Below are 20,507 nucleotides of genomic sequence, written 5' to 3'. Positions count from 1 at the left end.
GCTACCCGCACAGGTCAGCGCGGCATCGGGTCCGACACCTACGCCGCCTTGCAACACCTGGCACAGAAGGCCTTGCTTTCCTCGATCAGTGAGCGCACCAGTTCGCGCAGGCGGGGATACTCGGGGTCAAGGCCACTGGCGTGGCGCAGGCCGGCGACGATCGTCTCGGCGAAGCTGTTCCATCGGGTGAAGAACTGCCGGGCCCGCCGGGTCGAGGAACGTGATGCGGGCAAGGTTGTCCACCACCTCGCACGGCGAGAACAGCACCTCTGCGAGGGCGTTGAACGCCATAAAGTTCTTCGCCGGGTTCAGGACAGACGCCGGGGCGGTCGTGTGCCCGTCGAGGAGCTGCTGCAGCGGCCCGCTGACCGTTTCCCTCGGCGTCTTCCGAACGTCTGGTGCTGCCAGCCGGTACAGGTGCTCGCGTGCCTGGTCGTCGAGCCATAGGGCACCTCTGATCGCTTCGAGGATCTGCGGGGACGGACTGCGCTCGCGTCCCTGTTCCGGACGGGCGCAGTGGTCGCTGTTCACACCCGCCAGCACGGCGAACTCCTCGCACCGCAGCCCGGCTACCAGCCTCTGTGGCTGCGGTCAGGACGGCTGGCGCGAGCCGTGAATTTGAACGAGTCCGTCGACACCGCGCAGGAAAGTCTCGCAGATGAGGACCGGGTCGAACAGGCAGCCGGCCGCCATGGCCCCGTCCCGCAGCATGACGAAGTGCTGCGCTGCGGGCTCAGCCTTGGTCGCCTCGATGCTCGCCATCAGGGTGCTGATCGTGTCGAGGAACCATCTCCGATGAGCGAGGACGGCCTGATGCACGGGATCGGCGAGATCGGGATACTCGGCCACGGCGTTCAGGAAGGCACAACCGCGAAAGCCGGAGGACTGGATGTACTCGGCGATCCCTGCCGCAATGGCCCGTACGGCGTCACTCGCCGATGTGCTCGCGGCGATGGCCGCTTCCACCTGGCTGCGGATGCCTTGGTCCGCGCTCTCCAGGTGAGCCAGCACAAGGTCTTCCTTGCTGGGAAAGTGCCGATAGAAGGTGGATCGGGTCACCTGCGACTCGGCGATGATCCGGTCGACGCCGACCGAGTGGATCCCTTCGGCGTAGAAAATCCTGCTCGCCGTGGTCAGCAGCCGCAGTCGTGCCTCGGACGGCCTGGCCTCGGCCTCAGTGCGTGCCATGAGCCCACTCTAAACGATAGAACGTTCGGTCTTGCTATTTGGCATCGCTCGAACACCTCGCCCAGGTGAGGGCGTCGCAACATCTGCGTACTGCCGCAAGCATGGCCGCATCGCGGTTCAGTTGCCGGAACCCGGCTGATCCGGCAGTCCCAGCGGAATGGCGGGGCGGGCGTCTTCGGGTGTGGCGCCCATGAGCACCCGAATGGGAAAGAACGTTCGGTCTTGACATTTGGCGACCGCGCCGCCACTGTTAGAGGGACGGAACGTTCGGTCTCCCCCATCGGTCCCTTGCGAATCCGCTGGTCGCACCTTCCTTGCTCACCACCGAGAGGACCACCATGACCACCGAAAAGATCAATATGACCCAAGTTGCCTCCCCCGCCATCTCGACGGCGGCGGCCGCCCTGCGACGGCTGTACTTCGCCCGCTTCATATTCGCCACCATCTGGGCCGGCGTGACGTTCACGGTCGCCGACGGCCTCAACCCGCTCGCAGTCACGCTGCTCGTGCTATACCCGCTGGTCGATGTGGCCGCCGCCATCATCGACGCCCGCTCGTCGCGCTCCGCGGGATCGCCCACCCTCCTGTACGTCAACGTCGCGGTCAGCCTGCTTGCCGCTGTCGGGCTGGCCGTCGCCGGCTCGTCCGGCATCCCGGAGGTCCTGCGCGTGTGGGGCGCTTGGGCAGTCGTGGCCGGACTGGTTCAGCTGATCGTGGGTGCCACCCGCCGCAGGATGGGCGGCCAGTGGCCGATGATCATCAGTGGTGGCCTCTCCATGCTCGCCGGTGGGTCGTTCTTCGCGGCTGCCTCCGCGGACAACCCGGCGCTGACCAACGCGATCGGGTACGCGATTCCCGGAGCCATCTTCTTCCTCATCGCGGCCATCCGACTCGGCCGCGCAGCGAAGGCAAACTGACATGGGACACATCTCGCACGACGGCATCGTCATGGGGCGCGGGACCGGTCAGGCAGAACATCGCCGATCGGGCAATGCAGGGAGGTCTGACCGCCGCCATTCTCGAGCCGGAGCTGGTCGATGGCGAGTGCTCCTACTGGGCTTGCATGCCGACAAGCCTTTACTACCTAGCGACCCCGCTCTCCGTGGCTCGTCGCCTTCCGGGCGTTCGCGGGGCGGTGACCGGCCGACCTCGCTCACCGCCCGGGCGGTCACATCCGGTCCTGCGCCGACCACCTCCACGGAGATGTTGAAGTGTCCGCGCGCGGCGCGAAAGCCGAGAAGTCCGCTCAGCTGGCCAACGTCAGATCCCTTTCGCGGGCGACACGGCGTGAGCTGCCAGCGCCGCGTTGCGCTCGTACGGGGGCGGCTTGGCGGGTGCGGGCAATGACGTCGGCGGCGGTGGCGCTCTTGAGGTCAACTTCGGCGAAGACCTCGGTGTAGGTGTCGACGGTGACCGTGATCGACGGAATCGGCGTCGCCCTCACCACCGGGCCCGGAACCGGTGGCGTGCCACGTGTCAGTGGGACTGCCGACGGTGCGTGTCGAGTTGCTCCACCAGCATCACCAGCTTCTCGAACGGCAGCCTGACCACCGGACTGAACAGATTCCGGCTGACGCCGACGCTCGTGGCGACCCGGGTGCCGTCGAGCAGTTCCAGGTGGAGCAGCCGCTTGCCGGCCCTGCCGGGCTGCGGGCGGATGGTGAACTCGCGTACCCGGCTCAGCGCGACGGCCGTGCGGCCCAGGCCGAACCGCAGGATCAGCTGGTCACCCGCCAGGTAGATGCCCTGGCGCAGGCCGGCGTAGGCGGCGATCAACAGGACGGCCGACGGGATCAGGATCGGATCGGCGTATCGGCCGTCGACGAACGCCTCCACGATGAGCGTTGCGCAGATCGCGATCCCGACGAGGTAGAGCGGGCCGAGGGCGGGCAGCGGGGTGAGGCGCTTCGAGCGGCCTGGGGCAACTGACGGCACGGGCGCATTCTGCCGAGTCACCGGCCCGCCCGTCTGCCCCACTTTCGGTTGATCATTAGCGACACGGACATACCCGAGATCGTGTGACCGAGTAGGCCAGGGCGTGGCGGCTCGCGCCGGTCAGCCAGGGCAAGGAGGATGGGCCGATGCCGCGGGATCTTGTGGTGGTGGGCGCGCCGACCAGCGCGGGCAGCTACGCACCTGGACAGGAGACGGCTGCGCGGGTCCTGCGCGAGCTCGGCCTGATCGATCAGCTGCGGGCGGCAGGCCGTCAGGTCCGTGACGCCGGTGACGGGCCGATGCAGGTCTGGTCCCCGGACCGGCGCCATCCACATGCCCAGAACCTCACGGCGGTGGTGGCAGCCGTCAACGCCGTCGCCGATCAGGTGGCGACGGCGTTGGCGGCGGACGCGGACGTGCTGGTCCTCGGCGGCAACTGCACGGTCGCCCTCGGCGTGATGACCGCGTTGACGGCCCACGACCCTGACGCCGGCCTGCTGTACGTCGACCGGCACTTCGATCTCAACACGCCGCAGAGCACCACCGACGGGGCTCTGGACTGGATGGGCCTCGCCCACGCGTTGGACCTGCCGGGCGCGGCCGAGCCGCTGGTGTCGGCGCTGGGACGGCGGCCGCTGCTCACCCCGAGGCAGCTCTACTTCCTCGGCGTCGAGTACGCGGCCGCGACCCCGTGGGAACGGGAACAGGTCGAACACCTGGGCCTGCAGTGGTCTGCGAGCGCCGCGCTGGCCGCGGAGCCGTCGGCGCAGGCGACACGGGCGCTCCACATTCTTCCGCGCGCCAGCATGGCGGTGCACCTCGACGTCGACGTCCTGGACTTCACCGACGCGCCGCTGGCCGAGAGCACTGATGGGCGCAACAGCGGGCCGTCGCTCGACAAGATCAGCGCGGTACTGCGCATCGCCTGTCGTGATCATCGCTTCCGCGTGCTCTCGATCGGCGAGCTGAACCCCACCCGAGCGGCGGGATACCCGGAGGTTCTCACCCGGTTCGTCGCCTGCCTCCGCAATGCGCTTCGGCCGGTCTCGGCCCCACCGGGCCGTTCCTGAACGCCACCTCGCGCCGGCTCGGTCAGCCGTACGCGGCCCGTGGCGCCGACGCGCGCAGCGCCGTCTGCGACTTCGTGTGCCGGAAGAGCCTCGGGATCACCCGGTGCAGGTCCAGGAAGGACGACCATCGAGCCACCGCGAGCGCAGCGTCCGCCGCGGCGACCTTGCTGGACAGCTCCAGCACCGGCTCGGCCGGGAACTCCCACAGCTGCACCGCCAGCTGGTGCTGCCAGCCGCGAGCGGCGCCGGCCAGCCGGCGCACGCGCACGGGGCCGAACAGCGACAGCCCGTCCAGGGCCACGCCGTGCGGCGCGTAGGCCTGGAACAGCCGCCGCTGCCGCGGCGTGAACAGCGCGCCCGGTGGCGTGCGTCCGGCCGCCGCGGCGGCCACCGTCGCGCCGGCGAGCCGGGTCTTCAGCGACGCTGAGCAGACGAACCGGTCGGGACACATGTCCAGCTCCACGTGGAAGCCCTTCCGGCGGCGCAGCTCGGGGTCGAGCGCGGCCGGGTCGGCCGGCCGGATGCGCACCGTCGCGTCGGCTCCGGCGTCGCCGGTCTGCCGGATCCGCATGATCACCCCGGCTGCCTCCAGGGCCAGGCTCGGAGTGTCGAGGTAGTAGACATGCCTGGTCAGCGCATCGGCGATGTCGAAGCCCAGGGACCGGGCCGCCTGGCGGCCCTCCGTCTCGGTCAGCACCGCCTTCAACTCGACCGTGTCGCAGGCGTCGAGGAACGCCGGGACGTCCGGGACGGCGTACCGGGTGCTCGTGCGCTGTCCGATTTCAGGGGTCACGTGTGATCGCAACGAGCACATGCCGATCCCGGTTACCGCTCCGTCGGCTGCCCGTCACCGGAGAGAGCCGACCCGGCCGTCGCGCCGCGCGGGCGGTCCCTGCCGTGCCGACGGCCCGCGTACGTTGACCCGGGGTGCTCAGATCGATTCCCATGGCGCGGAGTCGTAGGCGCGCGCGATCGCATCCGTCATCCCGGCAGGCACCGGCACCGGCGTGTCGTCGACGCGGTCCACAGGCGCCCAGCCGCGCGAGTTGCACAGGAACATCCCGTCGTATGCCGCCAAATCCGCGAGGAGGACCGACGCCCGGCCCTGGGTCACGCCGTGCGCCGTGAACGCGCGGCGCAGCACGAGCATGGTGATGCCGGGCAGCGCGGGCGCGTCGGGCCAGACGATCGTGCCGGCGCGCCAGAAGCCGACGTTGGTGATCGCGCCCTCGGCGATGGTCCCGTCGGCACCAACCAGCAGGGCTTCGTCGAACCCGGCGGCGAGCGCCCGGTCGAGGAAGTAGCCCTGGGCCGCCCCGCTGCCCGGGTGTTTGAGTCCGGCGAGCGGGCGCTGGAAATGCTGTGAGCCCATCGCGTGCGGCCGCGGCGGCGTCTGTTCGGGCCGGCGCACCGTCACGATGAGCCCGTTCCAGTAGCCGTAGACGCGCACCGACGCGTCCGGGATGCCGTCCAGCGCGTGCCGGACCCGGTCCCGGATCTGCCCGGCGTCGATGTCGCGGTCGTACATCGCGCGGTGGGCAGCCTGCAGCCGGGCGAGATGCAGGTCCAGCCCGCGGGTGCGGCCGTCGCGCACCTGCATCGCGGTGAAGTGGCCCCAGGCGCGGTGCTCGATCAGCGCCAGGGCTTCGGCGTCGGCGGCACGCCCGTCGATCTCGGCGCGCCACAGGTCGAGTTCGGTCACCCGCCGAATGTACGCGGCAGCAGCCATCGCCGCGCTTGACACCGCCGACACCTGGACATAGCCTGCCGTCAAACTAACAGGAAACTTTACCGTTTCGCTGGAGGACCTCGTGCACCATCGCGCCCGGCAAGTTCTGCTCGTCTTCGCAGTCGCCGCCGTCACCACCGCCGGGCTCGCCTGGACCGTGGAGGCCACTCCGGCCGACGCCGCTCCCGTGAGCCTGCAAAGCGTGGTGCCCGTGCCGGTGTCGGTGCAGCCCGCCACCGGCGTGACCTACACGCTGCCCGCGGCCGCCACGATCCAGACCCCGACGGGCTCATCGGCCGCCACCGCCGTCGGCGCCTATCTCGCCGACCTGCTGCGCCCCTCCACCGGCTACGCGCTGCCCGTCACCGCCACCAGCGGCACGCCCACCAGCGGCATCGCACTGCTGCTGTCCGGTGCGGACCCGAGCGTCGGCAGCGAGGGCTACCAGCTGGACGTGACCGCGGCCCTGGTCACCGTCCGGGCGCAGACTCCGGCGGGACTGTTCCACGGCGTGCAGACGCTGCGGCAGCTGCTGCCCGCCGCCGTCGAGGCGCGCACCGTCCAGCCCGGGCCGTGGGAGCTCGCCGGCGGCAGGATCGTCGACCACCCGCGCTACGGCTACCGCGGTGCGATGCTCGACGTCTCGCGGCACTTCTTCGGCGTGGACGTCGTCAAGCGATACCTCGACGAGATCAGCCAGTACAAGATAAACACGCTGCACCTGCACCTGTCCGACGACCAGGGCTGGCGCATCGTCGTGGACGCCTGGCCGCGCCTGGCGACCGTCGGCGGCAGCACCCAGGTCGGCGGCGGCGCGGGCGGCTACTACACCAAGGCGCAGTACACCGACCTCGTCGCCTACGCCGCGGCCCGCCACATCACGATCGTGCCGGAGATCGACATGCCGGGGCACGTCAACGCCGCCCTGGCCTCCTATGCCGAGCTCAACTGCAACAACACGGCCCCGCCGCTGTACACGGGCACCAGCGTGGGCTTCAGCTCGCTGTGCGTCGGCAAGGAGATCACCTACACGTTCGTGCAGCAGGTCCTCGCCGAGCTGGCGGCCCTCACCCCCGGCCCGTACCTGCACATCGGTGGCGACGAGGCGAACAGCACCTCCGACGCCGACTACCGCACGTTCATGAACCGGATCCAGCCGTTCGTCGGCAACGCGGGCAAGACCGTGATGGGCTGGCACCAGCTCGGCCAGGCCGACCACACCCCGGGCCGGATCGCCCAGTACTGGGGCACGACCACCTCCGACGCCGACCTGAGCGCCGCGGTCAGCAAGGGCGCGAAGGTCGTCATGTCGCCCGCCAACAAGGCGTACCTGGACATGAAGTACACCAACCAGACCCCGCTCGGACTCAGCTGGGCCGGCCTGATCGAGGTGCAGACCGCGTACAACTGGGATCCCGCCACCCTGCTCACCAACGTGCCGGCCAGCGCGATCCTCGGGGTGGAGGCCCCGATGTGGAGCGAGACCCTCACCAAGCTCGCCGACATCGAGTTCATGGCCTTCCCCCGCCTGCCCGCCCTCGCCGAGCTGGCCTGGTCGCCGCAGTCGGCCCGCAACTGGGACGCCTTCAAGACGCGCCTGGGTGCGCAGGGCCCCCGTTGGACGCTGCAGAACATCAACTTCTACCGGTCCCCGCAGGTCCCCTGGGCCACCCCGCCCGCCACCGGCCGCATCGAGGCGGAGTCGTACAGCTCCCAGTCGGGCGTGCAGATCGTCGCCGACGCCGCCGCGCACGGCGGCAACCGCGTCGGATACATCGAGAACGGCGACTGGATCGGGTTCTCCGGCGTCAACCCCGCAGGCAAGACCGGCTTCACCGCTCGCGTGTCCTCCGGCGGATCCGGCGGCACCATCCAGATCCGCACCGGGTCGGCCACCGGCCCGCTGCTCGGCACCGCCACCGTCGCCAACACCGGCGGCTGGGCCAACTATGCCGACGTCACGACCACCATCAGCACCGGCTCCGGACCGCTGTACCTCGTCTTCACCGGCACCACCGGCAGCCTGTTCGACATCGACAGCTTCGCCCTCACCGGCACCGCGCCACCGGCGACCCGGATCGAGGCGGAGTCGTACAGCTCCCAGTCGGGCGTACAGATCGTCGCCGACGCCGCCGCACATGGCGGCAACCGCGTCGGATACATCGAGAACGGCGACTGGATCGGGTTCTCCGGCGTCAACCCCGCAGGCAAGACCGGCTTCACGGCCCGCGTGTCCTCCGGCGGATCCGGCGGCACCATCCAGATCCGCACCGGCTCGGCCACCGGCCCTCTGCTCGGCACCGCCACCGTCGCCAACACCGGCGGCTGGGCCAACTACGCCGACGTCACCACCACCATCAGCACCGGCTCCGGACCGCTCTACCTCGTCTTCACCGGCACCACCGGCAGCCTGTTCGACATCGACAGCTTCGCCCTCACCGGCGCCGCCTGAACAGACCCCAGGTGTGGCGCGGACGAACAGGTTCCGCAGGCGCACCTCGCGAGCCCGCCCCCGCCACGCATCGCCCGACCGGCAGCCGTGTCGATCGGGCGATGCGCGGCGGCGTGCCGGTCTCCGGCGGGTGGCACGACACGTCATACGATGGCGCAGGTCCACCGGAGGTGATCTCCGGCGCGAGGTGAGGACTGGTCATCATGCGTATCGCCGTCGCCGGCGCCACCGGGAACATCGGCTCGCTCACCGTCGCCGCGCTGGCACGCGACGGGCACGACGTGGTACGCATCAGCCGCTCGCTCGGTGTGGACCTGTCGACCGGACAGGGCCTGGACGACGCGCTGACCGGGGTCGAGGCCGTCATCGACGCCACCAGCGGCCCGGCGCGCGACCGGGCGGAGACGGTGGCCTTCTTCCACACGGCCACCGCGAACCTGCTCGCCGCCGAGCAGCGGGCCGGGGTGCGGCACCACGTGCTGCTCTCGATCGTCGGGATCAGCCGCATCGAGGGCAACGCGCACTACGCCGGCAAGCGGGAGCAGGAACGCCTCGTCGAAACAGGCCCGGTGCCATGGACGATCGTCCCCGCAACGCAGTTCCACGACTTCGCCGCGACGGTCGTCGCCTGGACCGAGAAGGACGGGGCCGCCCCGATCGCGCCGCTGCTGGTGCAGCCGATCGCGCCCGGCGACGTGGCCGACATCCTCGCCGAGGTCGCGCTGGACGAGCCGCAGGGCCGCCACCGGGACGTGGCCGGACCCGACGCACAGGACCTGGTGGACATGGCCCGGCGCACCCTCGAGGCACGCGGGCGCACCGTCAGACTCGTACCCACATGGTCGTCGGTGCTCGGCCTCGACATGGCCGGTGACGTGCTGCTACCCGGCAAGGACGCCCGCATCGCACCCACCGGCTTCGACGAGTGGCTGCGAGCGCTGAGCGACGCGGCCTGACCGCGGCCGCAGCCCGCACCATCGCCGGCCTGCTGCGACATCCGGTGGCGGGGCCTTCTGCGGACGCACGGGCATCCGACCCAGGTGTCAGCAGCCGCCGCCGGCGAAGCCGACCGGCCAGAACGTCAGCATGTCGCTGCCTGTCAGGGTCGGGCGGTAGTAGGGCTTGCCGGAGCCGGCCGAGGGGCCCTGCCGGACGCCGTCGGGCACCGGCCCGAACAGCGTGTTCAGGTCGGCCACGATCGACTCGGGCAGGAACTCGACGTTGACGCCGTACCCGCCCATGCCCTTGGTGAAATGGTCCTGCCGCTCGCGGACGATGGTCAGGAGGCCCGGCGGTTTGGTGCCGGCCGCAGCGGCCGCATCCTTGTTGACGAGCGCGACATAAACGTCGGCGGTGATGCGCGCCGAGTGCCGCTGCGCGTCGTCGATTCCGGACGCGGCGAGCAGGTTCGTGACGTGGATCCCGACCAGGCCGCTGACCACGGCCGCCGGGGCCATGCCGCCGTGGGCGCCGTCCGGCTTCAGGCCCTGGGCCGCCAGGGCCGTGCGCAGCCCGGCGGGCACCGCGTTCCAGGCCGCCTGGATCGCGGCCGCGTTGTCCGTGGCAGCGGGCGAGTCCGCGCAGCCGGCCGCACCGGCGCCCGGCTGCGGTGACGGCCCGGCTGAGGTGACGGCGCCCGACGCCGAGTCGACCGGGGCGTCCGCGCCGCCACCGCCGTCCGCCCCGCAGGCCCCCGACACGGCGACAACCGCTCCCACTAGCAGCGCCAACCCGTTCCTACGGACGGTCATCCAGGACACCGTGCTTCTCGCTCCCTGGCCGTGGACACGGCCGAATCGTCGGACGCGGAGGCGGCCACCGGTCCGGTGTGTGTCTCGGGGAGGCTATCCACTCGGGTTCGTTCGGCCCATCCCAGAAGTCTGGGATCGCTGCCTAGGCTCACCCGCATGCCTGCCCTGAGCGCCGATGCCGTCGACCGTGCCCTGCGACGGATCGGCGGTGACCTCAGCACCGCCGAGGCGACCCTCGACGTGCTGGACGCCGCCACCCGCGGCATCACCGAACTGGTGCCGGCTGACATCTGGTGCGGGGTGGTGCTGGACCCGTCGACGCTGCTCGACACGGGCGGGCAGCATCGCCACGGCTTCCCGCAGGAGACGATGCCGCGCCTGTTCGAGATCGAACACATCGAGCAGGACGACGTGGACAACCTGCGGGCCTTGGCGCGGCGACCGGACCCGGCGAGCCTGCTCAGCAACTCCACCGACGGAGACCTGCCGTCCAGCAAGTACTACCGCGACATCCTGCGGCCGCTGGGCATCCGCGACGAACTGCGGGTCGTGCTGCGCCAGGGCGGGCACACCTGGGGCCTGCTGGTGCTGTGCCGAGCGGCGGGTTCGCCCGCGTTCACGGACACGGACCTGGCCGCGGCGCGGCAGATCAGCAAACCCGCCACGACGGCGCTGCGCCGCTCGCTGCTGCTGGCGGGCAGGGACGCCGGGACCATCGCCGACGCGCCCGGCCTGGTCGTGCTCGACGAGCACCAGGACGAGGTCAGCGTGTCGCCGACGGCCCGGCGGTGGCTGGACGACCTGCCGGAGGATCGCGCCGGGTCGGCGCTGCCGTACGCCGTGCAGGCCGTCGCCGCGCGGGCGACCGCCACCGCCGCCACCCAGGCCCGGTCCCGGGCGCGTACCCGCAGCGGCCGGTGGGCTGCCCTGCACGCGTGGCGGATCGGGCCGGCCCCGGCACCGATGACCGCGGTGGCGATCGGGCCGGCCGAGCCGGGTGATCTCGCCGCGATCGTGCTGGACGCGTACGGGCTGTCGCAGCGGGAGCGCGACGTCGCCCAGCAGGTGCTGCTGGGCGGGTCGACCGCGCAGATAGCGACCGTGCTGGGCATCTCCGAGTACACGGTGCAGGACCATCTCAAGGCCGTGTTCGACAAGACGGGCGTACGAAGCCGCCGTGACCTGATCAGCGAGTTGTTCACCCGGCACTACCTGCCGCAGCTGGCGCACCCGGCGACCTCCACCGACGGCCGGCTGGTCGACCCGGCGCCCTCCTGACCGGGCATTTGCTTCGGTCCGTCAGTCCTCTTCGACGCAGAGGCAGAAAGGATGTCCAGCCGGGTCGAGTAACACGCGCACGTTCTTTCGCGGTGAGGGTGTGGCGAGCGACGCGCCCAGGGCGAGCGCCTCGGCGACGGCCGAGTCGAGGTCCCCGACCTGGAAGTCGAAGTGCATCATCGGGCGCTGCGCGCCGTCGACCGGCGGCCAGACGGGCGCCTGGTAGCCGGTGGCCTGCTGGAACACCAGGTAGACGGCTCCCTGCGGCGGTGCGATGATCGCCGTTCCCGGCTCCTCGTGGACGACGGGCCAGCCGAGCAGCTCGGCGTAGAAGCGCGCCAGCGCCGCGGGGTCGGGCGCTTCGATCGCGGTGCCCCACCACATGCCGGCAGTTCGAGAACGCATCCCCGTATCGTGGCGCGGCAGTCCGGCGCACGTCCAGCGCACGGGCTACGACATATGCTCGCAGCGTGTCCGACGACAACGAGCGACCCGCCCAGGTCGACGACGTGCACGAGCTGGCCCTGGCCATGCCGCACGTCACCGTCGAGTACGGATCCGGGGAGAACCCCGTCTACCAGGTGGGCGGGAAGTCCTTCATCTTCTTCCGCAATCCGCGGCCGGACGCCGTCGACCCCGACACCGGCGAGCGCTACCCCGACGTGATCGTCTTCTGGGTCGGATCGGACGCCGACAAGCAGGCGATGGTCCAGGACGAGTCCTCACCGTACTTCACCACCGCGCACTTCAACGGCCACCCGTCGGTGCTGCTGCGAGCCTGCCGGATCGGCGAGATCAGCCGCCGCGAGCTGGCCGAGCTGGTCCAGGACGCGTGGCTGTCGCGCGCCTCGGCCCGCCGCGCGTCGGTCTGGCTGGCCGACAACCCGCCGACCTGAGCATCTCTGCGGGGGTCAGCGGGCCTGGACCATGCGTACGGCGAGGTCGGCGTAGAGCGCGCCGATGTCCTCGGGGGCGCTGCGGCCGGAGGTGCGATACCAGCGGGCGACGTCGACGGTCAGGGAGAGCAGGGCCAGGCCGGTGCCGGGGATGTCGGGCACGTCGAAGACGCCACGCGCGACGCCGTGTTCCAGGGTGGCTCGCACCAGCAGGTCCATCTCGTGGCGCAGCGCGGTGATCTCGGTGAGGTGCGCCGGTTCCAGGGCGTTGAGCTCGTACGAGATGACCCTGGCCGGGGTGTGGAACAGGGCGTGCCAGGCGGCGAAGTCGCCGATGACGTCGCGTAGCTGCTGCACGGGGTCGTCGCTGCGGGCCGCCGCCGCGCGCAGGGCGACCAGCGAGTGCCGGTGACCGACCAGGCAGATGCGGTGCAGCAGCTCCTCCTTGGAGCGGTAGTGCACGTACACCCCGGCGGGGCTCATGCCGACCCGCGTCGCGATGTCGCGGGTGGTGGTCGCGTGGTAGCCGCGTTCGGCGAAGGCCTGGACGGCGGCGATGAGCAGCCGCCGGGCGGGGGCCGGACTGACGTCGTGCCAGGCCCGCTCCAGCATCGCGACCTCGTCGAGGTCGGCGGCGGCGGTGTTCATCGGGGTCCTCCACGGCTCGGAGTGAAGCGTTGACAGCACCCTTCCATACCGGCATCCTAAGCAAGCGCTTACTTAGTTCGCCAGCCTTCACCGTGGAAGGGTTATGTCATGGCCTTCGCCTCCCTGGACGACGTGCGTGCCGCCGTCGGCACCGTGGTCAGCACCAGCGAGTGGTTGGAGATCGATCAGCAGCGGGTCGACATGTTCGCCGAGGCCACCGGCGACCTGCAGTGGATCCACACCGACCCGGCCCGCGCCGCGTCGGGCCCGTTCGGCACCACCATCGCGCACGGATACCTGACGCTGTCGCTCATCCCCTTCCTGGCCGGCGACGCGCTGCGGGTGCCGGACGTGAAGATGGGCGTCAACTACGGCACCAACAAGGTGCGTTTCCCCGCACCGGTGCCGGTCGGCTCGCGGGTGCGGGCGACGGTGAAGCTGCTGTCGGTCGAGGACGTCACCGGCGGTGTGCAGCTGATTTCGCAGGTGACCATCGAGCGCGAGGGTGGCGACAAGCCGGTCTGCGTCGCCGAGACCGTGTCGCGGATGTACGTCTGATGGCCGCCGTGATGCGCGCCTGGCAGGTCGCCGCCAACGGCGAGCCGGGCGACGTGATGAGCCTGGTCGAGACCGAGGTTCCGACGCCGGGTCCGAGCCAGCTGCTGGTACGCGTGCGCGCGTCGGCGCTGAACTTCCCGGACGTGCTGCTGGTGCGGGGGCAGTACCAGGTGCGCCCCCCGCTGCCGTTCACCCCTGGTGTGGAGCTGTGCGGCGAGGTCGTCGCCGCCGGAGCCGAGGTCACGGGGTTCACCGAGGGCGACCGGGTCATCGGGACGACCGCGCTGCCCTCGGGCGCGCTGGCAGAATACGCGCTGGTCGAGGCCGTGGACGCGTTCCCCGCCCCGGCCGCACTGGACGACGTGCAGGCGTCGGCGATGCACATCGCGTACCAGACGGGCTGGTTCTCGCTGCACCGCCGGGCGCGGCTGCAGCCGGGCGAGACGCTGCTGATCCACGCGGGCGCGGGCGGGGTCGGCAGTGCCGCGATCCAGCTCGGCAAGGCCGCGGGCGCGACCGTGATCGCGGTCGTCGGCGGGGCGGCGAAGGCCGAGGTCGCCGCGAAGCTCGGCGCAGACCTGGTGGTCGATCGGCGCGAGCAGGACTTCATCGCCGCGGTGAAAGCCGCCACGGGCGGCCGCGGCGCGGACGTGGTCTTCGACCCGGTGGGCGGCGACGCGTACACGGGCTCGGTCAAGTGCGTCGCGTTCGAGGGCCGCATCCTGGTCGTCGGCTTCGCGGGCGGCACCGTGCCGACGCCGGGACTCAACCACGCGCTGGTGAAGAACTACTCGATCGTCGGCGTGCACTGGGGCCTGTACCGACAGCTGAACCCGGCGCTGGTCGTCGAGGTGCACGAGAAGCTGTGCGGGCTGGCCGCCGACGGCGTCGTGCAGCCGCTGATCGGCGGCGTGCTCAGCCTCGACGAGGCCGTGGACGGCCTCACCCGGCTCGGCGCGGGCGAGACCGTCGGCCGGCTGGTGGTGCGGCCGTGAGCGAGCGCAGCGAGCGAACCATCGGCACCGTCAGTCATGACGGAGCCGAGCGCAGCGAGGTGAAGGCATGACCGATCCGAAAGGACTCGACCTGTCGGCGCTGCGGTCCTTCCTGGACCGGGTGCGTCCCGGGCTGGTCAGCGGAGAGCTGACCGGGGAGCTGATCCCTGGCGGCAAGTCCAACCTGACCTACCGGGTCGCCGACGACGCGCAGCGCTGGGTGGTGCGCCGCCCGCCGCTCGGGCACGTGCTGTCCACCGCCCACGACATGTCCCGCGAGTACCGGGTGATCTCCGCGCTGGGCGGGACCCGGGTGCCGGTGCCGGGCACCGTGGCGCTGTGTGAGGACCCCGAGGTGATCGGGGCGCCGTTCTACGTGATGGAACACGTGGACGGGACGGTGTGGCGCACCGCCGGGCAGACCGCGACGTTGGGCGCCGAGCGGGTCGGCTCGCTGTCGCTGGCGTTGATGGACGTGCTCGCCGACCTGCACGCGGTCGACCCGTCGGCGGTGGGGCTGGGCGACTTCGGCAAGCCGGAAGGTTACCTGGCCCGGCAGCTGCGCCGCTGGAGCACCCAGTTGCAGCACTCGCACAACCGCGAGCTGCGCGGCCTGGCCGAGCTGCACGCCGACCTCGTGGCGCGTTTGCCCGCCCAGTCCGCGCAGGTGTCGATCCTGCACGGCGACTACCGCCTGGACAACTGCATCGTCGGGCCCGGCGACCAGATCGTCGCGGTGCTCGACTGGGAGATGGCCACCATCGGCGACCCGCTCGCCGACCTGGGCCTGTTCCTGTGCTACTGGCGCATGTGGACCGAGCCGGTCATGGACGGCCTGTTCGGCGAGGCTCCCCCGCCGGGGATCTTCCCGACGTCGGCGCAGATGGCGGCGCGATACGCCGCCCGGCGCGGCGCGGACCTGTCGGAGCTGCCGTGGTACGTCGCGTTCGCGCACTACAAGCTCGTCGGGATCCTCGAAGGCATCCACTACCGGTATCTCGCGGGGCAGACGGTCGGCGAGGGCTTCGACCGGGTCGGCGCGATGGTCCCGCATCTGATCAAGCTCGGTCACCGCACGCTGCAGGAGGCGTAAGCACATGGACTTCTCGTACGACGAGCGCACCGAGCAGCTGCGCGCCGACCTGCTCGACTTCATGGAGCAGCACGTGTACCCGGCCGAGGCGATCGCCGAGCACCAGCTCGGCGAGATCCCGCCGTGGACCACCCCGCCGGTCATGGAGGAGCTGAAGACCGAGGCCCGCAAGCGCGGCCTGTGGAACCTGTTCCTCCCCCACCACCCGCTCGGCGCGGGCCTGTCCAACCTGCAGTACGCGCCGCTGGCCGAGATCACCGGACGCAGCCCGCACCTGGCCCCGGAGTCCATCAACTGCAACGCCCCGGACACCGGCAACATGGAGGTGCTGACCATGTTCGGCACCGCCGAGCAGCAGGAGCGCTGGCTCAAGCCGCTGCTCGCCGGGGAGATCCGGTCGGCGTTCTGCATGACCGAACCCGAGGTCGCCTCGTCCGACGCCACCAACATCACCACCCGGATCGAGCGCGACGGCGACGAGTACGTGATCAACGGGCGCAAGTGGTGGTCGTCGGGGGCGATGAACCCGCGCTGCGCGATCTTCATCGTGATGGGCAAGACCGACCCGGCCGCCGACCGGCACCGCCAGCAGAGCCAGATCCTGGTGCCCCGGGACACCCCCGGCATCGAGATCAAGCGCGGCATGCACGTGTTCGGCTACGACGACGGCTGGCACGGCGGCCACGCCGAGATCACCTTCACCGACGTACGGGTGCCCGCCGCCAACCTGATCGCAGGCGAGGGCGAGGGCTTCGCCATCGCGCAGGCCCGGCTCGGACCGGGGCGCATCCACCACTGCATGCGCCTGATCGGCATGGCCGAGCGCGCCCTCGAACTGATGTGCCGGCGGGCCACCGAGCGCGTCGCCTTCGGCAAGCCCCTCGCGGCGCAGGGCGTGGTCGGCGAGTGGATCGCGCAGGCCCGGGTGCGCATCGAGCAGGCCCGCCTGCTGGTGCTCAAGACCGCGTGGCTGATGGACACGGTCGGCAACAAGGGCGCGCACACCGAGATCCAGGCGATTAAGATCGTCGTGCCGGAGATGGCCGGCTGGGTGATCGACAAGGCGATCCAGGTGCACGGCGGAGGCGGCGTCAGCCAGGACTTCCCGCTCGCGCACATGTGGGCCGCCGCGCGTACGCTGCGACTGGCCGACGGCCCCGACGAGGTCCACAAGGCCTCGCTGGCCAAGCGCGAGCTGCGCAAGTACAGCGCGGAGCGGAGCTGACCATGAAGAGCGCGTACGTCGACCTCGGCGGACCCGTGCACTACGTCGACTTCGGCGGCAGGCCAGACACGCCGCCGGTGGTGCTCGTGCACGGGCTGGGCGGTTCGCACCTGAACTGGACGCGGATCGCGCCGCTGCTGACGCCGTACGCCCGGGTCACCGCTCTGGATCTGGCGGGGTTCGGCCGCACGGGCGGTGCGGCCGGACCGACCACGGTCACCGCCAACGCCGAGCTGCTGCGGCGCTACCTGACCGAGGTCGTCGGCGAGCCCGCGGTGCTGGTCGGCAACTCGATGGGCGGCATGGTGTCCACGCTGACCGCGGCCGCCGCCCCGGACGCGGTGTGCGGGCTGGCGCTGATCGACCCGAGCGTGCCGATCGCCCCGAAAGTCAAGATCGATCCGCAGATCCGCCGGCTGTTCCTGATCAACCTCGTACCCGGCCTCGCGGGCTGGGCCATGCGGCGGCGGCTGGCCACCGTGCCCGCCCGGCAGCGTATCGAGGAAACCCTGGCGATGACCTGCGCCGACCCGTCCCGGGTGCCGGAGCAGGTCATCGCCGACGCGGTCGCCCTCGACGAGGAGATGACCGCCGCCAACCCGCGCCGCGCCGACTCCTACCTCGGCGCGAGCCGCTCACTGCTGCGGCTGCTGGCTCGGCCCAGCGCCTACTGGCAGGCCATGGCGTCGCTGCGGATGCCGGTGCTGCTCACCCACGGCGTGCACGACCGGCACGTCCCGATCGGCTCCGCCCGCGCGGTCGCCGCCCGGCTGCCGCACTGGACCTACGTCGAACTCGACTCCGGCCACGTCCCCCAGCTCGAACACCCCCGCGAACTCTCCGAACACCTGCTCGCCTGGCTCCACGAACACGACCTCGTTCCCACCGAACCGGCGCGGTAAGGAAGGTCTGGTCACGTTGCCGCCACCACAAGGTGCCCGACCTGCTACGCGTCCGCGTCTGCGTCGGCGGCCGCCACCGCCTCCCGCTTGCTGAGCCGGCCGCCGGCCGCGTACGCCCGGTCGAACCGGTCGTCGCCGAGCGCGGCGCGCAGCTCGTCGAGCCCCTCCGTCCGCGCCGAGCGCTGCATCGACCACAGTTGTATGCCGCTGCGCTGCCGCAACGCGCACGCTGCCCCCGCCAGCAGGGCAGCCCTCTCGTGGTCGCCTTCGGCGTAGGCCAGCCTGGCGAATCCGCCCAGGCACAGGGTCACGCTGCGCATGTCGTGCACCCGCAGGCTGAGCGTCATCCCTTCGTGAAGCAGGGCTCGGGCGTCACCGAGCCGGTGCCGCGCGATGGCATGAGTGCTCAGTTCCCGGCGCGCCCAGGCCGCGAGCCAGGCGTTGTCGATCAGCCGGGCCAGCTCGCACGCCTCGTCGAGGTGGCGCACGGCGTCGTCGCAGCGGCCGAGGGTCCGCTCCACGGTGGCGGCCGCCGTCAGCATCAGCGCGGTCCAGAACGGCTCCTCCAGGCCACGCAGCTGCTCCAGACTCGCCAGCGCCTCGCGCAGCACGCCGTCGCCGTCGCCGTCGCCGCCGACGAGCGGTGCGGTCCAGGCCATGGCCACGTAGGACAGCGCGCGCAGGCGAGGGTCCTGGACGCGGTCGCGCAACGGTTCCAGCTGCCGGTAGGCCCGCACCGCAGCCGCCTCGTCACCGACATAGTCGGCGAGCACCGCGGCCGTCCACAGCAACTCGACCCGCGACTGGAGGTCCAGCGCGGCCGTGCTCGGCAGCAGCTGCTCGATCCCGGGGCGCACCTCGTCCACGTGATCCCAGAGCGTCCAGAACAGCCACAGGCCACTCAGCAGGTGGGGCACCGGTTCGGGATCGTTGACCAGATACCACCTCATGGCGGCGACGAGGTTGCCCGCGTCGCACTGCAGCCGGTTCCCGGCCGCCCGCTGACCCGCGCCGCGCAACGATTCCTCCGCCTGCTCGGCCAGCCGCCGGTAGTGCTCGGCATGGCGGCGGTGGATCTCCGCGCCGTCGGGGCGGTCGGCCAGCCGTTCGGCGACGAACTCCCGCACCGTCTCCAGCATCCGCGACCGCGCCCCGAACTCGGTGCGGTCCAGGTGCACGAGGCTGTGCTGGTGCAGCGCCTCGGTCAGCTCCAGCGCCCGGTCCTCGTCGAGGCCCGCCACCGCGGCGGCGGCCTCGACGGTCCAGCCGCCGGCGAACACGGCGAGGGCGTCCAGCAGCGACCGTTCGGCCTCGTCGAGCATGCTCACGCTCCACTCGACGGTGGTGCGCAGGGTGCGCTGGCGGTCAGGCAGGTCCGCCGGGCCGGCGCCGAGCGCGTCGAGCGAACCGGCCAGCCGTTCGAGCACCACCCCGGGCTCCCGCAGCCGGGTCCGGGCGGCGGCGAGCTCGATGGCCAGCGGCAGGCCCTCCAACCGTCGGCAGATCTCGACCACTGCGGCGGCGTTGTCTCCGGTCAGGACGAAGTCGTGGCGGACCGCGCGGGCCCGGTCCACGAACAGCGCCACCGCCGGGGACGCCGCCAGCTCGTCCATCGACGCGTCGGCCGGGTCCTCCGGCAGCGCCAACGCGGGCACCGGATACTCCCACTCCGCGCGCAGCCGCAGCACCCGCCGGCTGGTCGACAGTATCGCCACCCCGGGGCAGCGGGCCAGCAGCTCGTCGAGGAAGGGGCCGAGATCCAGCACCTGCTCCAGGTTGTCCAGGATCAGCAGCCACCTGCCGTCGCCGAGCCGGTCGGCGAGAATCTCCAGTGGTGAGAAGCCCGGACCGACGCCGATCGCCCGGCAAATGCCGGCCAGCGCCGCCTCCGGCCGGTTGACGTCGGCCAGCGCAACGAACGCGGTGCCCGCGTCGAAGCCGCCGCGCAACCGCTCGCCTACGGCCAGCGCGAGCCGGGTCTTGCCGATCCCGCCCGGCCCGGTCAGCGTCACCAGCCGCACCCCGCGGCTGCCGAGCAGCCCGGCCACCTCGTCGATCGCGGACTCGCGCCCTACCAGGGTCGTCGTGTCCGCCGGCAGCGCCCGTGGCCCGGGCGCGGGCAGCGCCTTCGGGTCCGTCGTCGCCCCAAGCCCGGACGGCGGCTGCGGCGCGGGCGGGTCCAGGGCCACCGGTGCGGGAGCCGACCGGGCATCGGGCGGAGCGGGAGTCACCGGCGTCGGTGGTGGCGGCGCGGTCGCTGCCACGGTCCGGGAAGGCTGCGCCACTGCGGGCGGCGCGGTGCCGAGGTGGGGACGGGCGACGGTGAACTGCTCGCTGAGCAGCGTCGCGAGGTCGTCGCGGACCAGCCGGCCCAGCTCGGTAGATGTCCGGAAGACGCGGAACGAGTCGGCGGCCTCTTCCATGAGACCCTCGATCAGCTCGTCCAGCCGCGGTTCGCGATCCGGCGCGGGGCTCTTCACATACAGCAGACGCGGCATGCCCCGGGCCAGCCCCAGCTCGTCCTGCAGGCCCGAGACGTCCATGCCGGGGCCGATCCACCCGTAACGCTGCCAGTACAGCCCGATGAAGATGTCGCTCTGGGCCAGATACGCCCGGTAGAGCTCCTGCGGCGGGTGCGGGCGGGCCCCCAGCTCGAACATCACCGGGGTGAGCCGCAGCGCGGAGATCGCCCGCGCGACCGCCTGCCGTTCCTTGGCCAGCTCATCCAAGGTCGAACTCACGAAGACCCGGAGCCGCTGGTCGGGAGTCCGGATCCGGACGTCCTCC

General features: G+C 71.5%; 22 protein-coding genes. 11 read left to right on the top strand and 11 right to left on the bottom strand.

The annotated features are described in order from the left end of the window. Positions 1-38: 38 nt before the first annotated feature. From F9C41_RS42140 to F9C41_RS08605, 3 genes are read right to left on the bottom strand one after another with little or no spacing between them, the layout of a single operon-like run. Entirely contained in the window at positions 39-149 is a 111-nt protein-coding gene (locus tag F9C41_RS42140) for a hypothetical protein (RefSeq protein ID WP_407924677.1), read from the bottom strand. Next, positions 127-543 (bottom strand): MmyB family transcriptional regulator, encoded by a 417-nt coding sequence (locus F9C41_RS08610; RefSeq protein WP_269058903.1) that lies wholly within the window; start codon positions 541-543, stop codon positions 127-129. Before F9C41_RS08610 ends, F9C41_RS42140 begins: the two co-directional genes overlap by 23 nt. A gap of 48 nt (positions 544-591) precedes the next feature. Next, entirely contained in the window at positions 592-1,188 is a 597-nt protein-coding gene (locus F9C41_RS08605) for a TetR/AcrR family transcriptional regulator (protein ID WP_155386092.1), read from the bottom strand. A 338-nt stretch (positions 1,189-1,526) separates the two neighbouring features. Here F9C41_RS08605 and F9C41_RS08600 point away from each other — a divergent pair, with 338 nt between their 5' ends. Continuing rightward, positions 1,527-2,105, top strand: a complete 579-nt coding sequence (locus F9C41_RS08600) for a hypothetical protein (protein WP_230689429.1) — start codon at positions 1,527-1,529, stop codon at positions 2,103-2,105. A gap of 329 nt (positions 2,106-2,434) precedes the next feature. Here F9C41_RS08600 and F9C41_RS08595 read toward each other — a convergent pair whose 3' ends face one another. Together F9C41_RS08595 and F9C41_RS08590 are read right to left on the bottom strand one after the other, a co-directional pair. Further along, positions 2,435-2,635: a hypothetical protein gene (locus F9C41_RS08595; RefSeq protein WP_155386091.1), complete on the bottom strand. Its 201-nt coding sequence runs from the start codon at positions 2,633-2,635 to the stop codon at positions 2,435-2,437. Positions 2,636-2,664: 29 nt separating this feature from the next. Beyond that, positions 2,665-3,123: a hypothetical protein gene (locus tag F9C41_RS08590; RefSeq protein WP_155386090.1), complete on the bottom strand. Its 459-nt coding sequence runs from the start codon at positions 3,121-3,123 to the stop codon at positions 2,665-2,667. A gap of 146 nt (positions 3,124-3,269) precedes the next feature. On the opposite strand from F9C41_RS08590, the gene F9C41_RS08585 reads away from it, so the two are divergent. Then, positions 3,270-4,193, top strand: a complete 924-nt coding sequence (locus F9C41_RS08585; RefSeq protein ID WP_155386089.1) for an arginase family protein — start codon at positions 3,270-3,272, stop codon at positions 4,191-4,193. A gap of 22 nt (positions 4,194-4,215) precedes the next feature. Here the strand turns inward: F9C41_RS08585 and F9C41_RS08580 are convergent, their stop codons facing one another. Next, positions 4,216-4,986, bottom strand: coding sequence for a CYTH domain-containing protein (locus tag F9C41_RS08580; protein WP_155386088.1), 771 nt, complete (start codon positions 4,984-4,986; stop codon positions 4,216-4,218). A 138-nt stretch (positions 4,987-5,124) separates the two neighbouring features. Then, entirely contained in the window at positions 5,125-5,895 is a 771-nt protein-coding gene (locus F9C41_RS08575) for an aminotransferase class IV (protein WP_196279678.1), read from the bottom strand. Between the two features lie 109 nt (positions 5,896-6,004). Between F9C41_RS08575 and F9C41_RS41995 the strand changes: the two genes are divergently transcribed. Both F9C41_RS41995 and F9C41_RS08565 read left to right on the top strand, forming a co-directional pair. After that, positions 6,005-8,374 carry a family 20 glycosylhydrolase gene (locus F9C41_RS41995; RefSeq protein WP_155386086.1) on the top strand — a complete coding sequence of 790 codons (2,370 nt, stop codon included), beginning with the start codon at positions 6,005-6,007 and terminating at the stop codon, positions 8,372-8,374. 203 nt (positions 8,375-8,577) lie between these two features. Further along, the gene (locus F9C41_RS08565; RefSeq protein WP_155386085.1) at positions 8,578-9,330 is read left to right on the top strand and encodes an SDR family oxidoreductase; all 753 of its coding nucleotides are present in this window, start codon (positions 8,578-8,580) and stop codon (positions 9,328-9,330) included. A gap of 87 nt (positions 9,331-9,417) precedes the next feature. Here the strand turns inward: F9C41_RS08565 and F9C41_RS08560 are convergent, their stop codons facing one another. After that, entirely contained in the window at positions 9,418-10,125 is a 708-nt protein-coding gene (locus F9C41_RS08560) for a hypothetical protein (RefSeq protein WP_155386084.1), read from the bottom strand. Positions 10,126-10,281: 156 nt separating this feature from the next. On the opposite strand from F9C41_RS08560, the gene F9C41_RS08555 reads away from it, so the two are divergent. Then, positions 10,282-11,403, top strand: coding sequence for a LuxR C-terminal-related transcriptional regulator (locus F9C41_RS08555; protein WP_155386083.1), 1,122 nt, complete (start codon positions 10,282-10,284; stop codon positions 11,401-11,403). Between the two features lie 21 nt (positions 11,404-11,424). Here F9C41_RS08555 and F9C41_RS08550 read toward each other — a convergent pair whose 3' ends face one another. Next, a complete protein-coding gene (locus tag F9C41_RS08550; protein ID WP_230689428.1) occupies positions 11,425-11,808 on the bottom strand; it encodes a VOC family protein in 384 nt (127 codons plus the stop codon). Between the two features lie 65 nt (positions 11,809-11,873). Between F9C41_RS08550 and F9C41_RS08545 the strand changes: the two genes are divergently transcribed. Then, complete coding sequence (locus F9C41_RS08545) at positions 11,874-12,299, top strand: MmcQ/YjbR family DNA-binding protein (RefSeq protein ID WP_230689427.1); 426 nt, start codon at positions 11,874-11,876, stop codon at positions 12,297-12,299. 15 nt (positions 12,300-12,314) lie between these two features. Here F9C41_RS08545 and F9C41_RS08540 read toward each other — a convergent pair whose 3' ends face one another. Continuing rightward, positions 12,315-12,947, bottom strand: coding sequence for a TetR/AcrR family transcriptional regulator (locus tag F9C41_RS08540; RefSeq protein WP_196279677.1), 633 nt, complete (start codon positions 12,945-12,947; stop codon positions 12,315-12,317). A 108-nt stretch (positions 12,948-13,055) separates the two neighbouring features. Between F9C41_RS08540 and F9C41_RS08535 the strand changes: the two genes are divergently transcribed. The 5 genes from F9C41_RS08535 to F9C41_RS08515 all read left to right on the top strand — a co-directional run bounded on the left by F9C41_RS08535 (position 13,056) and on the right by F9C41_RS08515 (position 17,720). Next, the gene (locus F9C41_RS08535) at positions 13,056-13,505 is read left to right on the top strand and encodes a MaoC family dehydratase (RefSeq protein WP_155386082.1); all 450 of its coding nucleotides are present in this window, start codon (positions 13,056-13,058) and stop codon (positions 13,503-13,505) included. Then, positions 13,505-14,500, top strand: coding sequence for an NADPH:quinone oxidoreductase family protein (locus F9C41_RS08530; RefSeq protein WP_230689426.1), 996 nt, complete (start codon positions 13,505-13,507; stop codon positions 14,498-14,500). The genes F9C41_RS08535 and F9C41_RS08530 overlap by 1 nt, the downstream gene beginning before the upstream one ends. A 67-nt stretch (positions 14,501-14,567) precedes the next feature. Beyond that, positions 14,568-15,593, top strand: coding sequence for a phosphotransferase family protein (locus tag F9C41_RS08525; RefSeq protein WP_155386081.1), 1,026 nt, complete (start codon positions 14,568-14,570; stop codon positions 15,591-15,593). Between the two features lie 4 nt (positions 15,594-15,597). Beyond that, positions 15,598-16,818, top strand: coding sequence for an acyl-CoA dehydrogenase family protein (locus tag F9C41_RS08520; protein WP_155386080.1), 1,221 nt, complete (start codon positions 15,598-15,600; stop codon positions 16,816-16,818). 2 nt (positions 16,819-16,820) lie between these two features. After that, entirely contained in the window at positions 16,821-17,720 is a 900-nt protein-coding gene (locus tag F9C41_RS08515) for an alpha/beta fold hydrolase (protein WP_155386079.1), read from the top strand. Between the two features lie 44 nt (positions 17,721-17,764). Here the strand turns inward: F9C41_RS08515 and F9C41_RS08510 are convergent, their stop codons facing one another. Then, complete coding sequence (locus F9C41_RS08510; protein ID WP_196279676.1) at positions 17,765-20,461, bottom strand: DUF4062 domain-containing protein; 2,697 nt, start codon at positions 20,459-20,461, stop codon at positions 17,765-17,767. Positions 20,462-20,507: the final 46 nt, after the last annotated feature.

This window comes from Catellatospora paridis, from assembly GCF_009720365.1.
GTDB classification, from domain to species: domain Bacteria; phylum Actinomycetota; class Actinomycetes; order Mycobacteriales; family Micromonosporaceae; genus Catellatospora; species Catellatospora paridis.
The sequence above is the reverse complement of the archived record's forward strand: the minus strand, read 5'-3'. Positions and strand labels throughout refer to the sequence as shown.